Source organism: Neobacillus sp. PS2-9 (assembly GCF_030915525.1).
Lineage (GTDB): Bacteria > Bacillota > Bacilli > Bacillales > Cytobacillaceae > Neobacillus.
This window is the reverse complement of the sequence record NZ_CP133269.1, coordinates 156,850-177,873: the sequence shown is the minus strand read 5'-3', so window position 1 is coordinate 177,873 and position 21,024 is coordinate 156,850. Positions and strand designations below refer to the sequence as shown.

The 21,024-nt window shown below is 45.3% G+C and carries 15 protein-coding genes; 3 read left to right on the top strand and 12 right to left on the bottom strand.

The window, feature by feature from the left end:
- Positions 1 to 141: 141 nt before the first annotated feature.
- The 7 genes from icmF to RCG25_RS00795 all read right to left on the bottom strand — a co-directional run bounded on the left by icmF (position 142) and on the right by RCG25_RS00795 (position 11,444).
- Positions 142 to 3,390 (bottom strand): fused isobutyryl-CoA mutase/GTPase IcmF, encoded by a 3,249-nt coding sequence (gene icmF / locus RCG25_RS00825; RefSeq protein WP_308081788.1) that lies wholly within the window; start codon positions 3,388 to 3,390, stop codon positions 142 to 144.
- A gap of 32 nt (positions 3,391 to 3,422) precedes the next feature.
- Complete coding sequence (locus RCG25_RS00820; protein WP_308084071.1) at positions 3,423 to 4,094, bottom strand: TetR/AcrR family transcriptional regulator; 672 nt, start codon at positions 4,092 to 4,094, stop codon at positions 3,423 to 3,425.
- Between the two features lie 142 nt (positions 4,095 to 4,236).
- Positions 4,237 to 5,376 (bottom strand): acyl-CoA dehydrogenase, encoded by a 1,140-nt coding sequence (locus tag RCG25_RS00815; protein WP_308081787.1) that lies wholly within the window; start codon positions 5,374 to 5,376, stop codon positions 4,237 to 4,239.
- Between the two features lie 149 nt (positions 5,377 to 5,525).
- Positions 5,526 to 6,656, bottom strand: a complete 1,131-nt coding sequence (locus RCG25_RS00810; RefSeq protein WP_308081786.1) for an acyl-CoA dehydrogenase — start codon at positions 6,654 to 6,656, stop codon at positions 5,526 to 5,528.
- A 112-nt stretch (positions 6,657 to 6,768) separates the two neighbouring features.
- Positions 6,769 to 7,620 carry a 3-hydroxybutyryl-CoA dehydrogenase gene (locus tag RCG25_RS00805; protein ID WP_308081785.1) on the bottom strand — a complete coding sequence of 284 codons (852 nt, stop codon included), beginning with the start codon at positions 7,618 to 7,620 and terminating at the stop codon, positions 6,769 to 6,771.
- Positions 7,621 to 7,851: 231 nt separating this feature from the next.
- Entirely contained in the window at positions 7,852 to 9,039 is a 1,188-nt protein-coding gene (locus tag RCG25_RS00800) for an acetyl-CoA C-acetyltransferase (RefSeq protein WP_308081784.1), read from the bottom strand.
- A 293-nt stretch (positions 9,040 to 9,332) separates the two neighbouring features.
- Positions 9,333 to 11,444, bottom strand: coding sequence for a heterodisulfide reductase-related iron-sulfur binding cluster (locus RCG25_RS00795; RefSeq protein ID WP_308084070.1), 2,112 nt, complete (start codon positions 11,442 to 11,444; stop codon positions 9,333 to 9,335).
- Between the two features lie 178 nt (positions 11,445 to 11,622).
- Here RCG25_RS00795 and cls point away from each other — a divergent pair, with 178 nt between their 5' ends.
- On the top strand, positions 11,623 to 12,825 hold the full coding sequence (gene cls, locus RCG25_RS00790) for a cardiolipin synthase (RefSeq protein WP_308081783.1): 1,203 nt from the start codon (positions 11,623 to 11,625) through the stop codon (positions 12,823 to 12,825).
- Positions 12,826 to 12,897: 72 nt separating this feature from the next.
- Positions 12,898 to 13,854: a UV DNA damage repair endonuclease UvsE gene (gene uvsE, locus RCG25_RS00785; protein ID WP_308081782.1), complete on the top strand. Its 957-nt coding sequence runs from the start codon at positions 12,898 to 12,900 to the stop codon at positions 13,852 to 13,854.
- Positions 13,855 to 13,910: 56 nt separating this feature from the next.
- On the opposite strand, the gene RCG25_RS00780 is transcribed toward uvsE, so the two are convergent.
- The 5 genes from RCG25_RS00780 to speE all read right to left on the bottom strand — a co-directional run bounded on the left by RCG25_RS00780 (position 13,911) and on the right by speE (position 18,470).
- Positions 13,911 to 14,090, bottom strand: coding sequence for an H-type small acid-soluble spore protein (locus tag RCG25_RS00780; protein WP_308081781.1), 180 nt, complete (start codon positions 14,088 to 14,090; stop codon positions 13,911 to 13,913).
- Between the two features lie 310 nt (positions 14,091 to 14,400).
- Positions 14,401 to 16,071: an arginine--tRNA ligase gene (gene argS, locus RCG25_RS00775; protein ID WP_308081780.1), complete on the bottom strand. Its 1,671-nt coding sequence runs from the start codon at positions 16,069 to 16,071 to the stop codon at positions 14,401 to 14,403.
- Positions 16,068 to 16,475, bottom strand: a complete 408-nt coding sequence (locus tag RCG25_RS00770) for a YwiB family protein (protein ID WP_308081779.1) — start codon at positions 16,473 to 16,475, stop codon at positions 16,068 to 16,070. Before RCG25_RS00770 ends, argS begins: the two co-directional genes overlap by 4 nt.
- A gap of 211 nt (positions 16,476 to 16,686) precedes the next feature.
- On the bottom strand, positions 16,687 to 17,559 hold the full coding sequence (gene speB, locus RCG25_RS00765) for an agmatinase (RefSeq protein ID WP_308081778.1): 873 nt from the start codon (positions 17,557 to 17,559) through the stop codon (positions 16,687 to 16,689).
- Positions 17,560 to 17,642: 83 nt separating this feature from the next.
- Positions 17,643 to 18,470, bottom strand: a complete 828-nt coding sequence (speE, locus tag RCG25_RS00760; protein WP_308081777.1) for a spermidine synthase — start codon at positions 18,468 to 18,470, stop codon at positions 17,643 to 17,645.
- Between the two features lie 348 nt (positions 18,471 to 18,818).
- Between speE and RCG25_RS00755 the strand changes: the two genes are divergently transcribed.
- The gene (locus RCG25_RS00755) at positions 18,819 to 20,879 is read left to right on the top strand and encodes a transglycosylase domain-containing protein (protein WP_308081776.1); all 2,061 of its coding nucleotides are present in this window, start codon (positions 18,819 to 18,821) and stop codon (positions 20,877 to 20,879) included.
- Positions 20,880 to 21,024: the final 145 nt, after the last annotated feature.

Below are 21,024 nucleotides of genomic sequence, written 5' to 3'. Positions count from 1 at the left end.
ATATTACTTTGAGAATTGTCTAGCTACAGCGCCTAGCCCCTCGGGTCAAATAACCTTCGTCAAGAAAAGTAAAAAGGCGGACTTTTCTCGCCGAAGAACATTTGCCTTTCGGGGCTGAACAAGGCGCTTCTGCTTTTCTTTTTACATATTCCGACGGTACTGTCCGCCGACTTCGTATAGTGCACGTGTAATTTGGCCGAGGCTTGCGACTTGGACGGTTTCCATTAATGCAGCAAAAATATTGCCGCCAGAGACCGCTGCTTCTTTTAACCGCTTTAACGCCTCTGCCGCTTTGTCCGCATGCGCCTCTTGGAAGGAACGCAAATTATGAATCTGCAATTCCTTTTCCTCCGTCGTTGCCCGTGCCAACTCCATATTGTTGACCTCTTCCTCTGATGGAGGATTTGGATTCAAATACGTATTAACCCCAATAATCGGCAACTCCCCGGTATGCTTCTTCATTTCATAAAACATCGACTCATCTTGAATTTTTCCGCGTTGGTACTGCGTTTCCATCGAACCAAGCACACCGCCTCGGTCATTCAAACGCTCAAACTCCTGAAGCACTGCTTCCTCAACCAATTCCGTCAGCTCCTCAACGATAAACGAGCCTTGAAGCGGATTCTCATTTTTCGTTAAGCCATGCTCTTTCGTAATAATCATCTGAATTGCCATCGCGCGGCGCACCGATTCCTCTGTCGGAGTCGTAATCGCCTCATCATACGCATTAGTATGAAGCGAATTACAATTATCATGCAACGCCATTAACGCCTGAAGCGTTGTGCGAATATCATTAAAGTCGATTTCCTGCGCATGGAGCGAACGACCTGAAGTCTGAACATGGTACTTCAGCTTCTGGCTTCTCTCATTCGCACCATACTTATCACGCATTACGGTCGCCCAAATGCGGCGCGCCACACGGCCAATCACCGTATACTCCGGATCCAAACCATTGGAGAAGAAGAACGATAGGTTTGGAGCAAAATCATCAATCTTCATGCCGCGGCTTAAATAATATTCCACATAGGTGAATCCATTCGAAAGCGTAAACGCCAGCTGCGAAATCGGATTCGCTCCCGCTTCGGCAATATGATAACCTGAAATCGAAACCGAATAATAGTTGCGTACCTGATGGTCAATGAAATATTGCTGGATATCCCCCATCATCCGAAGGGCAAATTCCGTTGAGAAAATACACGTGTTTTGCCCTTGGTCCTCTTTTAAAATATCCGCCTGAACCGTACCGCGAACCGTACGAAGTGTATAGGCACGAACCTCCGCAAATTCCTCGACCGTTAACACGCGGCCAAGCTCCTCTTCCTTCCGCTTCACCTGCTGGTCGATTGCCGTATTCATAAACATCGCCAAAATAATTGGCGCCGGCCCATTAATCGTCATCGAAACGGAAGTCGATGGATGGCATAAATCAAAACCGTCATACAGCTTTTTCATATCATCTAACGTACAAACGCTAACGCCGCTCTCACCGACCTTGCCATAAATATCTGGGCGGTAATCTGGGTCCTCCCCGTACAACGTCACCGAGTCAAACGCCGTACTTAAGCGTTTTGCTGCATCATCCTTCGATAAATAGTGAAAACGGCGATTCGTCCGTTCCGGTGTACCTTCTCCGGCAAACTGGCGCTTCGGATCCTCTCCCTCACGCTTGAATGGAAATACCCCAGCCGTATATGGGAACGAACCCGGTACATTTTCCTGGTATACCCAGCGAAGAATTTCCCCGTAGTCCTTATACCTAGGTAAAGCCACCTTCGGAATATCAATACCTGATAAACTCTTCGATCTTAACACCGTAATAATTTCTTTATCGCGGATTCGTGTGACAAACTGGTCGCCAGAATAAGCTTCCTTCGTTTTCTCCCACGTACCCAAAATCTTTTTCGATTCAGGCGTTAACCGCGCTTCGGTTTCCTGCTTCACCACTTCTAACGCTGCCACTACCTCCGGCTGATCCTGAACAGCCGCAATCGCCCCTTCGAGCTGGAATAATTTCCGGGCAATACTCGCTTGCTCTTCCGCCTTCTTATGGTAGCCCCTAACTGTTTCAGAAATCTCTCTTAAATAGTAACGGCGGTCGGTTGGAATAATCACGTTCTGCATTTCCACCACGGCACTCTTACTAAAAGAAGTCACCCAATCTGTCGCCATTTTTGCATTGATTTTTTCCACTAACGCCGCAAACAGAGCGTTTGTGCCCGGGTCATTGAACTGACTCGCAATCGTTCCGTACACCGGCATTTCGGATGGGTCTTTTTCAAACAGCATATGGCTGCGCTGGTACTGCTTTTGCACCTGGCGCTTCGCATCCTCTGAACCTTTACGCTCATATTTATTGATGACAATTAAGTCAGCAAAATCAATCATATCAATTTTTTCAAGCTGAGATGGCGCACCGAATTCACTCGTCATGACGTACATGGAAACATCACATATTTCCGTGATTTCCGCATCACCCTGCCCAATTCCGCTCGTTTCCACAATCACCAGGTCAAAGCCCGCAGCTTTTGTCACCGCAACCGCATCCTTAATCGCAAGCGACAATTCATTTTTCGAACGTCTTGTTGCCAGACTTCGCATATACACATTCGGAGAGAAAATCGCATTCATACGAATCCGGTCCCCAAGCAAGGCACCGCCCGTTTTTTGCTTAGTTGGATCAACAGACAGAATCGCTACCTTTTTATCAGGAAGTTCATTGATAAAGCGGCGGATTAATTCATCCGTCAACGAACTTTTTCCAGCGCCACCTGTTCCCGTAATCCCGACCACCGGAATCGCCTTCTCGAGCGACTTCACTTGTTCAAGCACCTGTTCAGCTGCCGCAGCCGCTTCATTCTTTTTATCGACATGAAGCTCGGCTAACGTAATCAACTTGGCAATGGCATTTACATCCCCAGTAGGAAGCTTTTCAATTTGCTCAGCCGTATCCATGTCAACCGTTGAAAAATCGCACTCCTCAATCATTCTGTCAATCATGCCCTGTAAGCCCAGCAAACGACCGTCCTCTGGTGAAAAAATGCGCGCAATTCCATACGCATGAAGCTCATCAATTTCCCGAGGAATGATAACGCCACCCCCGCCGCCATAAATACGGATATGCGGTGCACCCTTTTCCTTTAACAGGTCATACATATATTTAAAGTATTCAACGTGTCCGCCTTGATAAGAAGAAATCGCAATCCCCTGCACATCCTCTTGAATCGCCGCGTTCACAACCTCCTCCACCGAACGGTTATGCCCAAGGTGAATAACCTCCGCCCCGCTCGCCTGAAGAATTCGCCTCATAATATTAATCGAAGCATCATGCCCATCAAACAAACTCGACGCCGTCACAAAACGGATATGATGCTTAGGCTGATAAGTTCCCATCGTACTCCCCCTTTTTGAAAAATGAACTCTATTTATCGGGTGCGATTCGTTTCGTTTTCCAGACGTTTTTCGGCACTCGTGACGTCGCCGCCAATCCCCGATAACAAAATCTCGGTCTGCAAATCAATGTACTCCTCGAGCGTAAATAATTTTCTAAGTGCCCAGCGGCGGAAGCCCCACATTTGCCCCTGAACAAAGATGTTATGTGCAATCAGCTCTACCTGCTTTTCCGTCAGCGTCAGTTCCCCGTTTTCCACGCAACGCGTGAGCAGATTTTCAAACATAGCCACCATTTCCATCTCTTTTTTCAACACATACGGAAGGGCGTCCCTAGATAGGGACTTCACTTCCTGATACATCACGAGCACTTCTGCCTGCATTTCATCCATGACCTGAAAAAAGTTGGCAATCCCAAGCTTCAAGCTTTCCAATGTTCCCTTTTTCAAGGCCAAGTCTTTCTGAAGTCGGTCACTAACATGATCATAAATGCTGTCACATACTAAATAGAGAACATCCTCTTTTGTGCGAATGTATTCATAAAGCGTCCCAATGCTAAAGCCCGCTGCCTTCGCAATTTCCCTCGTCGTCGTCCGGTGAAACCCCTTTTGTTTAAAAAGTGTCACGGCCCCTTTGATCATCTGATCGCGCCGCTTCTGAACCAGGCGCTCATCCTTGACCGAAGCCTGTACTTCCCGCTTTTTCATTCCCATCGACCGCCTCCTGTCTAGCTCCAGCGCCTAGCCCCTCGGGTCAAATAACCTTCGGCAGAAAAAGTCAAAATTCGGACTTTTCCCACCGAAGAACATTTGCCTGTCGGGGCTGAACAAGGCGCTTCCGCTTTTCTATTTATTTCGTAATCATTCTTGAAATAACTAGGCGCTGAATTTCCTGTGTACCTTCGTATATTTGCGTGATTTTTGCATCACGCATGAAACGTTCGACTGGATAATCCTTTGTATAGCCGTAGCCGCCAAACACCTGAACCGCTTCCGTTGTTACCTTCATCGCTGTGTCACCCGCAAATAATTTAGACATCGCGGACTCTTTTCCGTATGGAAGGCCCTTTGACTCCAACCATGCTGCTTGATAGGTTAATAGTCTTGCAGCTTCAATTCCAGTCGCCATGTCAGCTAGCTTAAAGCTGATTCCCTGCTGTGCGGCGATGGGTTTACCAAATTGTTGGCGTTCCTTTGCATAGTCAACCGCTGCATCCAATGCACCTTGCGCGATACCTACCGCTTGCGCTGCAATTCCGTTACGGCCGCCATCCAGTGTCATCATGGCAATTTTAAAGCCGTCGCCTTCTTCACCAAGTCGGTTGGCAACAGGAACCTTGCAATCTTCGAAAATAATTTCCGTCGTTGGTGACGAACGGATGCCGAGTTTCTTTTCTTTTTTCCCAACAGAGAAGCCTGGGAAGTCTTTTTCGACGATAAAAGCAGTTGTACCCTTTTGTTTGCTGGACGGATCAGTTAATGCAAACACCACATAAATATCAGCGATGCCGCCGTTAGTGATGAATATTTTTGAGCCATTTAGAACGTAATGGTCACCTTCTAAGCGAGCCGTTGTTCTCATGCCGCCCGCATCCGAACCGCTGCCAGGCTCTGTTAAGCCGTATGCCCCAATCTTGCTTCCTTCTGCCATCGGACGAAGATACGTTTGTTTCTGCTCTTCGCTGCCGAATTTGAAGATTGGCCAGCCAGCAAGCGACGTGTGCGCAGAAAGAGTCACCCCTGTTGATGCACAGACGCGGGAAAGCTCTTCAACGGCGATACAATAAGCTAAATAGTCACTGCCAATTCCGCCATACTCTTCCGGCCATGGAATTCCCGTTAAGCCAAGCTCCGCCATTTTGTCAAAAATCTCCCGGTCAAAGCGCTCTTCCTCATCACGCTCAGCCGCAGTCGGCGCCACTTCGTTTCTAGCAAAATCACGAACCATTTTCCGGATCATTTCATGTTCTTCGGTTAACTTAAAGTTCATTTTCAGGTCCTCCTTTGGGATATCTACACGTTTTTTGTATTTATCTACATACTTTTGCAATTTATCTACATGTATTGGTCGAATATCTACACACTTTTACAGTTTATCTACACGATTTGGGGAGATATCTACACAAAATCCATTTTTATCTACAAATACTTACTAATGACGATCCGCTGAATCTCGCTCGTACCCTCATAGATTTCGGTTACCTTCGCATCACGGAAATAGCGCTCCACCGGGTAATCCTCCGTATAACCGTAGCCGCCAAACACTTGGATCGCTTCGGTTGCTACCTCTACCGCTGTTCGAGTGGCAAACAACTTTGCCATTGATGCTTCCATTCCACATTTCACCCCACGGCACCGTAAATCAGCCGCGCGATAGACTAATAGTTTCGCAGCCTCCACACTTGTCGCCATGTCAGCCAGCTTAAAGCCGATTCCTTGCTGTGCCGCTATTGGCTTGCCAAACTGGTGACGCTCTTTCGCATAGGTCGATGCGGCAGACAGTGCGGCCTCCGCGATACCAAGTGCCTGGGTAGCGATGCCGATGCGACCGACCTCTAGGTTGGCCATGGCAATTTTAAAGCCTTCACTTTCGTTGCCGAGAAGATTTTCCACCGGAACACGCATATCTTCGAACGTAAGCTGTACGGTCCTCGAGCCGTGAAGCCCCATTTTGTGTTCATCCTTCCCGATAATCAGACCAGGGGTATTTTTTTCAACAATAAAAGCAGCAATGCCTTTTGTGCCCAACTTAGGTTCAGTGCTGGCAAACACAATATAAATGTCCGCCTCACCGCCGTTGGTAATGAATACCTTCGAGCCATTGATGACATAATGGTTACCCTTCTTAACCGCACGCGACTTCAAGCTTGCTGCATCTGAGCCAGCGCTCGGCTCGGTTAAACAAAAAGCCCCTAAGTATTCACATGAAGCTAACTTCGGCACATACTTTTGCTTCTGTTCCTCCGTTCCGAAATAAAGAATCGGGTTCGTCCCCACCGACGTATGCACCGATAAAATTACGCCCAGTGTGGCACTTACCTTCGAAATCTCATTGATGGCAATAATATAGGAGGTGAAATCCATCTCAGCCCCGCCGTATTTTTCAGGCACTGGAATCCCCATCAAACCAAGCTCGCCCATTTTACGGAGAATCTCTCGCGGGAACTCTCCTTTTTCCATCCTCTCGACGAATGGAGCAATTTCACTATTCGCAAAATCACGGACCATTTTTCGCATCATTTCTTGTTCTTCTGTGAATGTCAGATTCATTTGTCTCTCCCCTTTTTAAGGTGGATTCGTTTGCCAGGGGAGATCACAGAAGTGTATGTATCGCAGTGACCCACCTGGTTTTTGTGTATTTTTTTATAAAATGCTTCCGTTCCTATTCGTACGTGTAGAATCCACGTCCTGTTTTCTTGCCTAGCCATCCTGCTTTTACATATTTTCGAAGCAATGGACATGGACGGTATTTATCGTCGCCGAAGCCTTCATGGAGTGTTTCCATAATGTACAGGCATGTATCTAACCCAATAAAGTCAGCCAAAGTTAACGGCCCCATCGGATGATTCATGCCGAGCTTCATGACCTCATCAATCGCTTCCTTTGTTGCCACGCCTTCATACAACGTGTAAATCGCTTCGTTGATCATTGGCATGAGAATTCGGTTTGAAACAAAGCCAGGGAAATCATTAACTTCTACAGGCACCTTGCTTAACGTTTTTGTCATGTCTTCAATCACTTGATAGACTTCATCCGCTGTTGCTAGGCCGCGAATAATTTCCACTAGCTTCATCACTGGCACTGGATTCATAAAGTGCATGCCGATGACCTTTTCCGGACGCTTCGTCGCTGCAGCAATCTCTGTGATTGGCAGGGACGAGGTATTGCTCGCTAAAATGGTATGCGCTTGAGCAATTTCATCTAATTGAGCAAAGATTTTTGTTTTGATTTCCATATTTTCAACGGCTGCCTCGATGACGAGGTCTACTCCAGCAGAATCGGTTAGATCGGTTGAAACAGTAAGTCTTGCCAGCACTTCCTGCTTTTGCTCCTTGGTCATTCTGCCTTTATCGACGTTGCGGGAAAGGTTTTTATTAATAACCCCTAAGCCGCGTTCCACGAATTCAGGCTTTAAGTCATTTAATAACACGTTATATCCTGCTTGGGCACAAACTTGGGCGATTCCCGAACCCATTTGTCCCGCTCCAATTACCATTACCTTCGAAACCTTCATGTTTTCCCCTCCAGATTGGCCGGAGCGAGTCCGACCAAACGTATTTTTGTATAAATTAAACTAGGTTTTGTGCCGATTTCTAAGGTGTTTTATGTTTTGTGTCATTTTCACGGTATTTTGTGCCAATTTTGATGTGTTTTGTGCAAAAATCGGACTGATTTGTGCCAAAATCCCGGTGTTTTGTGCAATTAAACATTATTTGGAAATTATTAAACTACCAAAACGAACAAACTAAGCCTTCGGCACCTCAATCATCACCGCATCGCCCTGGCCACCGCCGCTGCAAATAGCTGCAATTCCAATTCCGCCGCCGCGGCGCTTCAATTCATGCATCAATGTGATGATAATCCGCGCACCGCTAGCACCAATTGGATGCCCTAGTGCGACCGCACCGCCATTCACATTGACCTTTTCCGGATCTAGCCCAGCAATTTTCCCACTTGCTAAAGCAACAGCAGCAAATGCCTCATTGATTTCAATTAAGTCAATCTCCTCCAAGCTTTTGCCCGTCTTCCTTAAAATCTCATTGATCACAAGGCCCGGTGTTTGCGGGAAATCCTTCGCTTCGACAGCGACAGCCGCATGACCAAGAATCACCGCACCGATTTCACGACCTTCACGAGCCGCGCGCTCCTTGCTCATCAACACGAGGGCAGCCGCACCGTCATTCACTCCTGGTGCGTTCCCCGCCGTAATGGTCCCCTTTGAATTGAATACAGGTGCCAATTTAGCAAGGCGTTCTAACGAAGTATCGTTTCGCGGCCCCTCGTCAGTAGACACAACAATCGGTTCCCCTTTTCGCTGCGACACTTCTACCGAGACGATTTCCTCCGCTAACTTCCCACTCTCAATCGCCTCAAGTGCGCGAACATGGCTTCGTAACGCCCACTCATCCTGCGCTTCACGAGAAATCTCCATTTCCTCTGCCGTTGAATTGCCGTATGTTCCCATGTGAACACCTGTAAAGCTGCAGCTCAAGCCGTCATGAATCATGAGATCCTTCACTTGTGAATCGCCCATTCTAAAGCCCCATCTTGCCTTTGGTAAAATGTACGGTGCGTTACTCATGGATTCCATTCCGCCTGCCACAATGACTTCCTCATCGCCCGCGCGAATAATTTGATCGGCCAACGTCACACTGCGCATGCCAGACGCACACACCTTATTAATCGTTTCTGTTTTAACTTCCCACGGCAAACCTGCATGACGAGCTGCCTGGCGCGACGGAATCTGTCCTTGACCCCCTTGTAAAACCGTTCCGAGGATAACTTCCCCTACCTCTTCAGGCTTAACGCCTGCGCGCACCAACGCTTCCTTTACCGCGATTCCTCCTAGCTGTGAAGCCGTGAAACTACTTAAAGCACCCCCAAGTTTTCCAAATGGCGTTCTTACTCCGCTCAAAATAACCGTTTTTCCCATTCAAAACACTCTCCCTTTTCCTAATATTCAGTCTTATATTTTTACAAAAATACCCCATCTGTTTCCGGCGACTGAACGCTCGCTCGAAAAAATCTCAAAAAATAACGCAAGCCAGATCGTTTAACAAAAAACTCACTGCCCACGTACGAAAATAAAAAAGGAAATGTAAGCGTTTTATTCTTACTTTCTATTTTACATAAAAAATAGCAAAAGTTGAAATGTTTTACACAAAATTCCTAAAATTTTGAATGAAAATCTCAACCTTTGCTATTCTAACTCATTGACAACCACACTTACGATGCGATTTCTTTCACTTCTCCACAAACTGCTTTTTCAAGCAACTCAGCCACATCGTAGGTTGCTACTTTTTCTTCCACCTCTTTAGCCTTTGTTCCATCTGATAACATCGTTAAGCAGTATGGACAGCCCGAACTGATGATAGAAGGATTGACAGCCAGCGCTTGCTCTGTACGACTCACGTTAATACGATGCCCGGTTTCTTCCTCCATCCACATCAAGCCGCCGCCTGCTCCGCAGCACATACCCGTTTCTCTGTTGCGCTCCATCTCCACCAGCTGTACGCCAGGAATCGATTTTAAGATTTCACGTGGTGGATCATACACATCATTGTAACGACCTAAGTAACAAGAGTCATGGAAAGTAATCTTTTCATTAACTGCATGCTTCGGTACCAAGCGCCCGTCACGAACCAGCTCATATAGAACCTCTGTATGGTGGTAAACCTCTGCCTGTAACCCGAAATCAGGGTACTCATTTTTGAAGATATTATAGGCATGCGGATCAATCGTAACGATTTTCTTCACTTCTGCCTTTTCAAATTCCTCAATATTTTTCGTCGCCAGCTCCTGGAACAAGAACTCATTTCCTAGGCGTCTTGGTGTATCACCAGAGTTTTTCTCTTTATTGCCTAAAATGGCGAATTTCACGCCTGCTTCATTCATCAACTTCCCAAAAGAAAGAGCAATTTTTTGGCTGCGGTTATCGTAAGATCCCATTGAACCAACCCAGAAGAGGTATTCAAATTCTTCGCCCTTTTTGTTCATTTCTTTAACAGTTGGAATCTCTACATCCTCGCGTACCTCACGCCAGCTTTCGCGCTCTTTACGGTTTAAGCCCCATGGATTGCCCTGACGTTCAATATTCGTCATCGCGCGCTGTGCATCGGCATCCATTTTACCTTCTGTTAACACTAAATAACGACGAAGGTCAATAATTTTATCCACGTGCTCGTTCATAACTGGGCATTGGTCTTCACAGTTGCGGCATGTTGTACATGCCCAAATCTCTTCTTCGGTAATGACCTCGCCAATCAAGCTTGGGCTATATGCAAGCGCAGCAGCCGTTTCTTCTGCACCTTGACCAGCTGCAGCTAGAGCAATTTGGTTTCCTTTTGTATTGGAAAAAGCAAACGTAGGCACCCATGGCTGCTTTGACGTTACCGACGCACCATAATTAGTGAGGTGGTCTCGCATTTTCACAATTAAGTCCATTGGAGACAGCATTTTACCTGTTCCGGTTGCTGGACACATATTAGTACAGCGTCCACATTCTACACAGGCATAAAAATCGATCATTTGGTGCTGGGTAAAGTCTTCAATTTTGCCAACCCCAAAGGATTCTTGTGTTTCGTCTTCAAAATCCACTTTCTTTAACTTACCTGGTTTTTCTAAACGGTTAAAATAAACGTTAGCCGGTCCAGCCAGTAAGTGCGCGTGCTTGGATTGCGGCACGTATACTAAGAAAGTTAATAAGAACAATAAGTGCATCCACCATGCCACATAAAAAATGGCGATGGAGGCTGTCTCTCCTATCCATGAAAAGCCCATTGCTATCAGGGAAGCTACCGGCTCAGTCCATGAAGCCTCTTCCCCGTGCCAGATGATGCCCATTCCATTTCCGACCAATACAGAAACCATAAGGCCGCCGATAAACAATAATACAAGCCCCGATTTAAAATTGCGCTTCAATCGAACTAATTTTTCCACATAGCGGCGGTAAAAAGCCCAAATCACCGCAACGAGGATCGTCAGTGTAACGATTTCCTGGAAAAACGTGAAACCTGCATATAGCGGTCCAAGTGGCAGATGTGAACCTGGGACAAGCCCTTTCCAAATAAAATCGATGGCGCCAAATTGAACGAGAATGAATCCGTAAAAGAACATAACGTGAATAGCGCCGCTCTTCTTATCCTTTAACAGCTTTTTCTGGCCAAACACGTTGACCCAAATTTTTTGCAGCCGCTCTTTGACATTGTTATCAAACTCGACCTTTTTCCCCAACTTAATAAATTCAATCCGAGTCTTAACCACATAAATAAATAGGCTAACAGCGTAAGCGGTTACAACTAAAAATGCAATGAGGTTAATCCACAAAAGAACATTCATCATTTAACGCCCCTTTCCCCAGTTCTTACAAGAAAATAGTAAATTTTCTGAACTCTATCTTACCTCTATTATATTATGAATGAGCATTCAGTCAACCAATTTTTGCAAAATTCGTTCGACTTATAGAAAAGAACCGGTTCGGAAACACTAATGAAACCGATTGGAGGAAAGATTCTACATGAGCTTGGCCATCTTTTTAAGCGCACTACTACTACTCATCATTATATGGCTCGTATTAGATTTTAGATTAGGACGAAAGAAGCATCTTTCTATTGTTAGTTATATGGAAACAAGCATCCTCCATGGCCATGTGGATATTTTTACACATGGAAAGGAATTATTCGCAGATTATTTCCGAGAAATTCGTCAAGCAACGAAGCATGTTCATGTGCTCTTTTATATTGTTAAAGATGATCCGTTCGGCCAGGAATTTCTCGCTCTTTTAAAAGAAAAAGCACGCCAAGGGGTGGAAGTGCGGCTTTTGATTGACCGTCTCGGCAGTTGGAGGATCAAGTCGTCAACGGTAAGAGCCCTTAAAGAGGCGGGGGTCAAATTTGCTTTTAGCAACCGCATTAAGTTGCCGTTTCCTTTTTACTCCTCTCAAATCCGTAATCACCGTAAAATTTCGATAATCGACGGGAAAATCGGCTATGTTGGCGGGTTTAATATTGGTAAGGAATACGTTGATCAAGACCCAAAGCTAAGTCCTTGGCGTGATTACCATTTAAAAATATTGGGTGAAAGTGTTCATTCATTACAAAGTGAGTTTATGATTGACTGGGCAGAGTATGGGGGTGAAAACCTCCAGCATCAACCGGCCTATTTCCCATCGCTTTCTAAGGGTCCTGTCCGCCATCAGTTTGTTCCAACCGAGTCCGGCATGTTAGAGGAAAAGTTTATCCAGGTGATTCGAAAGGCCCAACATTCCATTATTATCGGGAGCCCTTATTTTGTCCCAAGTACACGAGTCATGAAGGAATTGCTTCAAGCGATAAGCCGCGGCGTGTCGCTTACGGTTGTTGTTCCGTATACCGCTGACCATATGCTTGTTCAGGAAGGATCCTATCGTTATTTACGAGAAGTGCTGAAAAAGGGAGCGGTTGTTTATCAATATAAAAATGGGTTTTATCATGCAAAAACAATGGTGATTGACGATACGATTTGCGATATCGGCACCGCTAATTTCGATAACCGCAGCTTCTTATTAAACAAGGAAATCAACTGTTATATCTATGACCCTGCTTTTATTAAGCGTGTAAAGGAAGTTATCGAAAAGGACATCAAAGACTCCACGTTGCTGACTTTAGAAGTCCTAAACAAACCCAATCCATTACGTTCACTGAAAGAGAGTTTTGCCCGCTTAATCGCATTTTTCCTCTAAGGGGGGGACAGTCCCCCGGCGTAGTAACGTATTAAAGCAATGGGGGACTATCCTCAGAAGGGAGCTACTGATATGAAAATTCGTTTTGGCTATGTTTCGACTGCCATAACTTTATGGGATGCTTCTCCAGCTAAGACGCTCACCTACACCCGTTATCAGCAGCTTAGCCCCGAGGAGCGCACAGAAAAGCTGCTGGATGTGACGAGGCAAAATATCGAGCACACGAAACGAATGCTGTATTTCAATCTTGCTCATGAAATTGAAGTCTATCGGATGTCTAGCTCCATTGTCCCCCTTGCCACCCATCCAGAGGTGCGCTGGGACTTTACCACCCCCTTTCAAAAGGAGTGGGAAGAGCTTGGCGATCTGGTTCGGAACAATCACCTGCGGGTTAGCTTCCATCCGAATCAATTTACTTTGTTTACCTCGCCAAAAAACACTATTACTGAAAATGCAGTCATCGACATGAGCTATCATTATCAAATGTTTGAAGCGATGGGGATTGCCGATAAAGGCTTGATTAATATACATATCGGTGGTGCTTACGGGGATAAGCAGGAGACCTTGATTCGTTTTCACCAAAACTTAACCACCCTGCCGGCACATATTAAACAGGTCATGACGTTAGAAAATGATGATAAGACCTATACCGCAGAAGAAACGCTAGTGGTATGTGAAAAAGAAACCATTCCCTTGGTGTTTGACTATCACCACCATATGGCAAATCTGTCTGAAGCCCCGCTAGAGGAGCTGTGGCCGCGAATTGTCCAGACATGGGAGCATGTGCCGCATATACCCAAAATTCATATATCCTCACCAAAGTCAGAAAAGGAATTCCGCTCTCATGCAGATTTTGTGGATCCGGCATTCATTATGCCTTTTCTGCAGTTACTGAAAGAAACTGGACAGGATGTCGATTTCATGATTGAGGCTAAGTCGAAAGACCAAGCAGCATTAAAACTCATCGAGGATTTGAGTAAACTGCGGGGATATAAGCGGATTAGTGGTGGGACGATTGAAATAAAATAAGGGGGACAGTCCCCCAGCGGAGTGAAGCTTCACCGCACTGGGGGACTGTCCCCGTTTTATTCCTCTATTAGATTTAAAACAGGCACATCTCTTTCGTTCTCAGGGTCTTTTCTGGAATAAATCCGGGCCATCCTAGTGGTTTCATCCACGTTTTGAATAATCACTGGCGTTCCATCGTACGTCACATTAATCATATCGGCTGATTCCATAATTTCCTTTGCTCTTCCAACATTCATGCAATCGGTCACTCCTCACTCATAATTCTTTATTACTATCTGCATTTTATTGGGTATTATTCACTATTTTGGTCCTTTTTCATGGAACAATGTTACGTTTTCCTTTCTCCAAGACAGTGATTTACTCATTTGTTCCATTTACTCGTCTCTTTTTGAGGTTTACTCGTCACTTTTGAGATTTACTCGTCGATTTCCACCTTTACTCGTCTACTTTCACGATTTACTCGTCTTTTTACCACTTTACTCGCCAAACCCCTAAAAACAACAAAAAATGGCCCCCAAATCGGGAGCCACTTTCATAAATAACACTCTACATTTTCTCCGGAGCCGAAACACCAATCAGCGCCAGTGCATTCTTCAACGTAATCTGCACCGATCTTACCAACGCAAGGCGCGCCTTCGTACGCTCGACATTGTCCATATCCAGCACCTTTTCCGCGTTATAAAAGCTGTGGAACGTCGACGCTAAATCAAAGATATAGTTAGTGATGCGGTGCGGCATACGCTTAACAGCTGCCTCCCCGACAGCCGACGGGAACTCTCCAACCTTCTTCAATAAGTCCATTTCCTTTTCAGACGACACTAATGAAAAATCAGCCGCCTCATCCACCTTCACACCCTGCTCTTCCCCTGAACGCAGGATACTAGAAATACGAGCATGCGCATACTGTGCATAATAAACAGGATTTTCATTTGACTCAGACACCGCAAGATCCAAATCGAAATCCATATGCGTATCCGAACTGCGCATCGCAAAGAAATAACGAGTCGCATCGAGGCCAACCTCATCCACCAAATCACGCATCGTGACCGCCTTACCGGTACGCTTACTCATCTTCATCTTTTCCCCGTTCTTATATAGATGAACGAGCTGAATGATTTCCACTTCAAGCGTATCACGATCATAGCCCAATGCCTGAAGCGCCGCCTTCATCCGAGGAATATACCCGTGATGATCCGCACCCCAAATATTAATCAACTTTTCAAAGCCGCGGTCCAGCTTGTCCTTGTGGTATGCGATATCAGGTGTCAAATAGGTATAAGACCCGTCCTGCTTAATCAACACGCGGTTCTTATCATCGCCGAAATCCATTGAACGAAGCCAAGTAGCACCTTCTTCTTCATAGATATAGCCAGTTGCACGTAACGCGTCCAATGCCTCATCGATTTTTCCATTCTTATAAAGAGACGTCTCAGAATACCACACATCAAAGCCCACGCGGAAATCCTCAAGGTCCTTCCTCAACTTCTCCATTTCAAACTTCAAACCATACTCACGGAAAAACTCAAAACGCTCCTCCTCGGCAACATTCACATACTTATCGCCAAATTCATCAGCCAGCGCCTGTCCGATACCAACAATATCCGCCCCATGATAGCCGTCCTCCGGCATTTGCTTATCCATGCCAAGTGCTTGGAAATAACGAGCATCAACAGACTTCGCCAAATTATTAATCTGGTTTCCTGCATCATTAATATAATATTCCCGGGAAACTGCATAGCCCGCCTTCGCTAACACATTGCACAGCGAGTCCCCAACAGCCGCACCGCGAGCATGTCCAAGGTGCAAATCTCCCGTTGGATTCGCCGAAACAAACTCCACCTGAATCTTTTGGCCGCCGCCAACCGTAGTTTCCCCGTACTTTTCCCCAGCCTCAAGAACCGTTGGAATCAAATCCGTTAAATACGAATTATTCATATAAAAATTAATAAACCCGGGTCCCGCAAGTTCAATCTTTTCAATCGATGCCTTCGAGCGGTCAAAATGCTCAACCAACGCTTCCGCAATCATCCGCGGCGCCTTCTTCGCCACACGAGCCAGCTGCATCGCCATATTCGTCGAATAATCCCCGTGCGCCTTATCCTTCGGAGTCTCCAGGATTACATCAGGAATCTGGTCCTCCGTCGCAAGCTCTGCCTTCAGAACAGCCGCTCGAATCTCTTCCTTGATCTTACTTTGCGTCATCTCTACTATATTCATTTCCCATCCTCCTCAAAGGTAATTTCTAATCGATATGTACCACCGGGCGAACCCTGCATCTTAAAATCATACAATATATCAATCAAGCCTTGGCCATTTTTAAACGAATGCTCCAACCTTTTGGCCATCGTCAACGTTTCAAACACACCAAACGGCATCTCATAACTTCCGCGAAGCACCTTATTCAACCGAAACGGCAACCGCATCTTCACCGCACCGCCTCGTAAAATCAATGCGTCCTGATCCGCCACCTTCACAATCGTGCGAACACTACCTTCGTCCTGCACTTCCTCATATTTAAGAAACGAGGCACCATCCTTCTCAAGATAACGGCCAAACACCATCAACTCATAGGTTTCCTTGTCCCCGTCCTGCTCAATCGTCGTTTTCACCTTAATCTTCATTGGAATCTCATGAGTAGACAAACGAAACTGCACTTCCTTTTTTAAAAAGGAACTTTAACCTGTACTTTCGACTGGTTATAGTCCTCATAATTGACATAAGCGCGTCACCGCATACTTTTTCTATTATAAACATTGTCGTGATACAAATCAAAAGATGCCCGCCCCAATGGGACAGGCACCAATCAAAAAATTTTTATCTGGGAGTGTAAACTTACTTAACCCATCCTAAAATCATTTCACGGATTAACTTGCTCGCCGTGTTGGCTGTTTGTTCAGAAGGATCGTAAATTGGAGCAACCTCTACAAGGTCTCCACCCACGACGTTCACTTCGGAACGAGCAATCGCATGAATCGAAGCAAGAAGCTCTTTAGAAGTGATTCCGCCACAATCCACTGTACCCGTTCCAGGTGCGTGCGCTGGGTCCAATACATCGATATCAATCGTCACATACACCGGACGTCCGGCAAGTGTTGGCAGAATTTCTTTTAAAGGCTCAAGCACTTCAAATTTAGAAATATGCATGCCATTTTGCTTCGCCCACTCAAATTCTTCCTTCATACCTGAACGAATTCCGAAAGAATACACATTTTTCGGTCCGATATGCTCCGCAATTTTACGAATCGGCGTCGAGTGTGACAACGGCTCGCCTTCATATTCCTCACGCAAATCAGTGTGTGCATCAAAGTGGATGATCGCTAAATCAGGATACTTCTTATACATCGCCTTCATCACCGGCCATGAAACAAGATGCTCTCCACCCATACCAAGTGGAAACTTGCCTGCAGCAAGAATCGAATCCACATACTCTTCAATCATATCAATGCTTCGCTGCGGATTTCCGAACGGAAGTGGAATATCTCCCGCATCGAAGTATTTAACCTCTTCCAGCTCGCGGTCAAGGTAGGCACTGTACTCCTCAAGACCAATGGAAACCTCGCGGATACGAGCAGGACCGAAACGAGAACCCGGGCGGTAACTTACCGTCCAATCCATCGGCATCCCGTAAAGAACCACTTGACTCTCCTCAAAACTCGGATGACTCTTAATAAATACATTACCCGAATAAGCCTCATCAAAACGCATCAAAAATCCTCCTCCCGGGGACAGTCCCCCATCACTTTAACGCATCACCAAGTCGGGGGACTGTCCCCCTTATTTGTCACCCATTATTTCACTAAATCGCCAACGAATTTAGGCAATACGAATGCTGCTTTGTGCAGTTCTTTTGTGTAGTATTTTGTTTCGATTTCGTGGAAGCGATCTTCGCTTACTTCTAATGGATCGTATTTCTTTGAACCAATTGTAAATGCCCACAGGCCGCTTGGGTACGTAGGGATGTTGGCTACATACAAACGAGTGATTGGGAAGATTTCCTTTACATCGCGTTGTACGTTGCGAATTAAGTCCGCTTTGAACCAAGGGTTATCTGATTGAGCAACGAAGATTCCGTCTTCTTTTAATGCCTTTGAAATCCCAGCATAGAAGCCTTTAGTAAATAGGTTTACCGCCGGACCAACTGGTTCTGTAGAGTCAACCATGATGACATCATACTCGTTTTCGCTGTTCGCAATGTGCATGAAACCGTCGTCTACACGTACATCTACGCGTGGGTCTTCTAACTTTCCAGCAATTTCAGGAAGAAACTTCTTAGAATACTCGATAACTTTCCCGTCTATATCAACAAGCGTTGCCTTCTTCACGCTTGGGTGCTTTAACACTTCACGGATTACGCCACCGTCACCGCCGCCTACTACTAGTACATTTTCAGGGTTTGGATGTGTGAATAAAGGAACGTGTGCCACCATTTCGTGGTAAACGAACTCATCTTTAACAGAAGTCATAACCATGTCATCTAATAGAAGCATGTTGCCCCATTCTTCTGTTTCAATCATATCTAACTTTTGAAATTCTGTTTGCTCTGTATGTAATGTTTTATTTACTTTCATTGTGATACCAAAATTTTCGGTTTGTTTTTCTGTAAACCAAATTGACATATCCATCTTCCTTTCAATTCAACTCATTTTTATACATTCATATGATTACTAAGTAATCACTTCATTTTTTTATGCTACCCAAACTATTGAATTACAAACATAAGAAAAAGTCTAGCAAAATTTAAGAAAAATTTCATTTTTATACGAAAAATGTTTAAAAAGACTCTATTTTTTCAATACTATTACTATCTAAATTTTTTTGAGTAATGTCTAGCTGCAGCGCCTAGCCCCTCGGGTCAAATAACCTTCTGCAGGAAAAGTCAAAAAAACGGACTTTTCCTGCAGAAGAACATTTGCCTGTCGGGGCTGACCAAGGCGCTTCCGCTTTTCTAATTGGAGGTGATTTATATGGAAATCATGACTGATCAAGGGTTTCGGAAGACCATAAAATATTTGCGTGCCTTTATTATCATCAGTTTGATAGGCATGATTTGCATGCTTATTATCTTTGGTAGCATTCTGGCCTACGCAAAGATATTAGGTGCACCTCCGCTCGCGGTTCCGCAATCTACCTTATTTTTTGCAGATGATGGAACCTTGATTGGCGAAAGTAATAGTGGTCAAAAACGGTACTGGGTGCGGTTGAAGGATATTTCACCTGACTTAGTAAATGCGACCGTTTCAATTGAAGATAAAAATTTTTACGAGCATCATGGCTTTGATTTCAAACGAATTGCCGGTGCGGTGGTTGCCGACGTTCAAGCCTTTGCCAAAGTGCAGGGAGCCAGCACGATCACCCAGCAATACGCAAGGAATCTTTTTCTTGAGCACGACAAGACGTGGAAACGAAAGCTGCATGAGGCATTCTATACCATTCGCCTCGAAATGAACTATTCGAAAAAGGATATTCTGGAAGGTTATTTAAATACCATCTACTATGGCAACGGTGCTTACGGTGTAGAAGCTGCAAGCCAATATTATTATGGAAAAAAGGCAGCGGACTTAACCTTGGCGGAAGCAAGCATGCTCGCAGGCATTCCAAAGGGGCCAGGCTATTATTCTCCGCTCGCGTCAATGGAGCGAGCGAAAACCCGGCAGCATACTATTTTACAAAGCATGGTCAAAAACAAATACATTTCGAAAAAGACTGCTAAAACAGCAGTAGAACAGCCGCTCACCTTAGTGGGTGTTCATTCGACTCAAAAGGTGAAGGTTGCTCCTTATTTTCAGGATGCGGTCAAAAATGCATTGAAAAATCAATTACATTTAGATGACCGCACGATTGCTCTCGGCGGTTTAAAGGTATATACGACCCTTAACCTACACCAGCAGGAAGCAGCAGAACGCCAAGTCAATCAATATGTGGCTAGCACCTCTGAAATACAGGTCGGTTTAGTCGCAATGGATCCGAAGAACGGATATGTGAGGGCCATGATTGGAGGACGCGACTATGAGAAAAGTCCTTTTAACAGGGCGATTCAAGCCGTTCGGCAGCCAGGTTCTACCATCAAGCCTCTATTGTATTATGCGGCACTTGAGCAGGGGTTTACCCCTTCCTCGACCATGAGAAGTGAGTTTACAACTTTCCATTTTGATGACGGCCAGGCGGATTATACCCCGCATAACTTTAACAATAAGTATGCAGACGGAGAAATTACACTCGCTCAAGCGCTCGCCGTATCTGATAATATTTTTGCTGTAAAAACTCATCTATTTTTAGGAGAAGATACATTAATTAAGGCCGCCAAGCGGTTCGGCTTGTCTACAAAAATGGCAGAGGTCCCGTCGCTGGCGCTAGGAACCTCAGGTGTTCGTGTAATCGAAATGGCTAATGCCTACAGCCTGTTTGCCAACGGTGGAAAACGTGTAAACCCAACCTTTATTACAAGAGTTGAAGACTATAATGGCAATGTCATTTTTGAAAAAGAAAATCAGTCAGAAAAGGTATTAGACCCAGCTAAAGCGTATGTCATGACGCAAATGCTTACGGGGATTTTTGATTCAAAACTAAATGGGTATGCCAAGGTCACTGGAAGTACGGTAATCAAAAACATTACCCGTCCCTATGCAGGAAAATCCGGTTCTACCGAAACCGATAGTTGGATGATTGGTTTTTCGCCGCAGCTCGTGACGGCTGTGTGGGCAGGATATGATATTGGGAAGCCGCTTGAGCTTGTGGCAGAGAAGACGTACGCCAAGAAAATTTGGGCGAACTTTATGGAGGAAGCTTTAGATGGAAAGCCAGTCAAAGCGTTTAAACCGCCAAAAGAAGGAGTCGTCGGTGTTTACGTGAATCCGGAAAACGGCAAGCTGGCAACAAAGGATTGTCCAGTCCGCCGCTTCACTTATTACGTTGCCGGCACCCAGCCAACGGACTATTGCACCGATCACATCAAAAATCCTGATTCAACCAAGAAGAAGGACATTAAGAAGGTCCCTTGGTATAAAAAGATTATGCCTTGGAATTAGAAAAGCGGAAGCGTCTTGTTCAGCCCCGACAGGCAAATGTTCTTCTGCAATAAAAGTTGCTCTCTTTGACTTTTCTTGCAGAAGGTTATTTGACCCGAGGGGCTAGGCGCTGGAGCTGGACAATTCTCGAAGGCGATTTTTATAC

Excerpts from the sequence above, each read along its gene's own strand:
- icmF (WP_308081788.1), bottom strand. The coding sequence starts at position 3,390 with ATGGGAACTTATCAGCCTAAGCATCATATCCGTTTTGTGACGGCGTCG.
- RCG25_RS00820 (WP_308084071.1), bottom strand. The coding sequence starts at position 4,094 with ATGAAAAAGCGGGAAGTACAGGCTTCGGTCAAGGATGAGCGCCTGGTT.
- RCG25_RS00815 (WP_308081787.1), bottom strand. The coding sequence starts at position 5,376 with ATGAACTTTAAGTTAACCGAAGAACATGAAATGATCCGGAAAATGGTT.
- RCG25_RS00810 (WP_308081786.1), bottom strand. The coding sequence starts at position 6,656 with ATGAATCTGACATTCACAGAAGAACAAGAAATGATGCGAAAAATGGTC.
- RCG25_RS00805 (WP_308081785.1), bottom strand. The coding sequence starts at position 7,620 with ATGAAGGTTTCGAAGGTAATGGTAATTGGAGCGGGACAAATGGGTTCG.
- RCG25_RS00800 (WP_308081784.1), bottom strand. The coding sequence starts at position 9,039 with ATGGGAAAAACGGTTATTTTGAGCGGAGTAAGAACGCCATTTGGAAAA.
- RCG25_RS00795 (WP_308084070.1), bottom strand. The coding sequence starts at position 11,444 with ATGAATGTTCTTTTGTGGATTAACCTCATTGCATTTTTAGTTGTAACC.
- cls (WP_308081783.1), top strand. The coding sequence starts at position 11,623 with ATGAGCTTGGCCATCTTTTTAAGCGCACTACTACTACTCATCATTATA.
- uvsE (WP_308081782.1), top strand. The coding sequence starts at position 12,898 with ATGAAAATTCGTTTTGGCTATGTTTCGACTGCCATAACTTTATGGGAT.
- RCG25_RS00780 (WP_308081781.1), bottom strand. The coding sequence starts at position 14,090 with ATGAATGTTGGAAGAGCAAAGGAAATTATGGAATCAGCCGATATGATT.
- argS (WP_308081780.1), bottom strand. The coding sequence starts at position 16,071 with ATGAATATAGTAGAGATGACGCAAAGTAAGATCAAGGAAGAGATTCGA.
- RCG25_RS00770 (WP_308081779.1), bottom strand. The coding sequence starts at position 16,475 with ATGAAGATTAAGGTGAAAACGACGATTGAGCAGGACGGGGACAAGGAA.
- speB (WP_308081778.1), bottom strand. The coding sequence starts at position 17,559 with ATGCGTTTTGATGAGGCTTATTCGGGTAATGTATTTATTAAGAGTCAT.
- speE (WP_308081777.1), bottom strand. The coding sequence starts at position 18,470 with ATGTCAATTTGGTTTACAGAAAAACAAACCGAAAATTTTGGTATCACA.
- RCG25_RS00755 (WP_308081776.1), top strand. The coding sequence starts at position 18,819 with ATGGAAATCATGACTGATCAAGGGTTTCGGAAGACCATAAAATATTTG.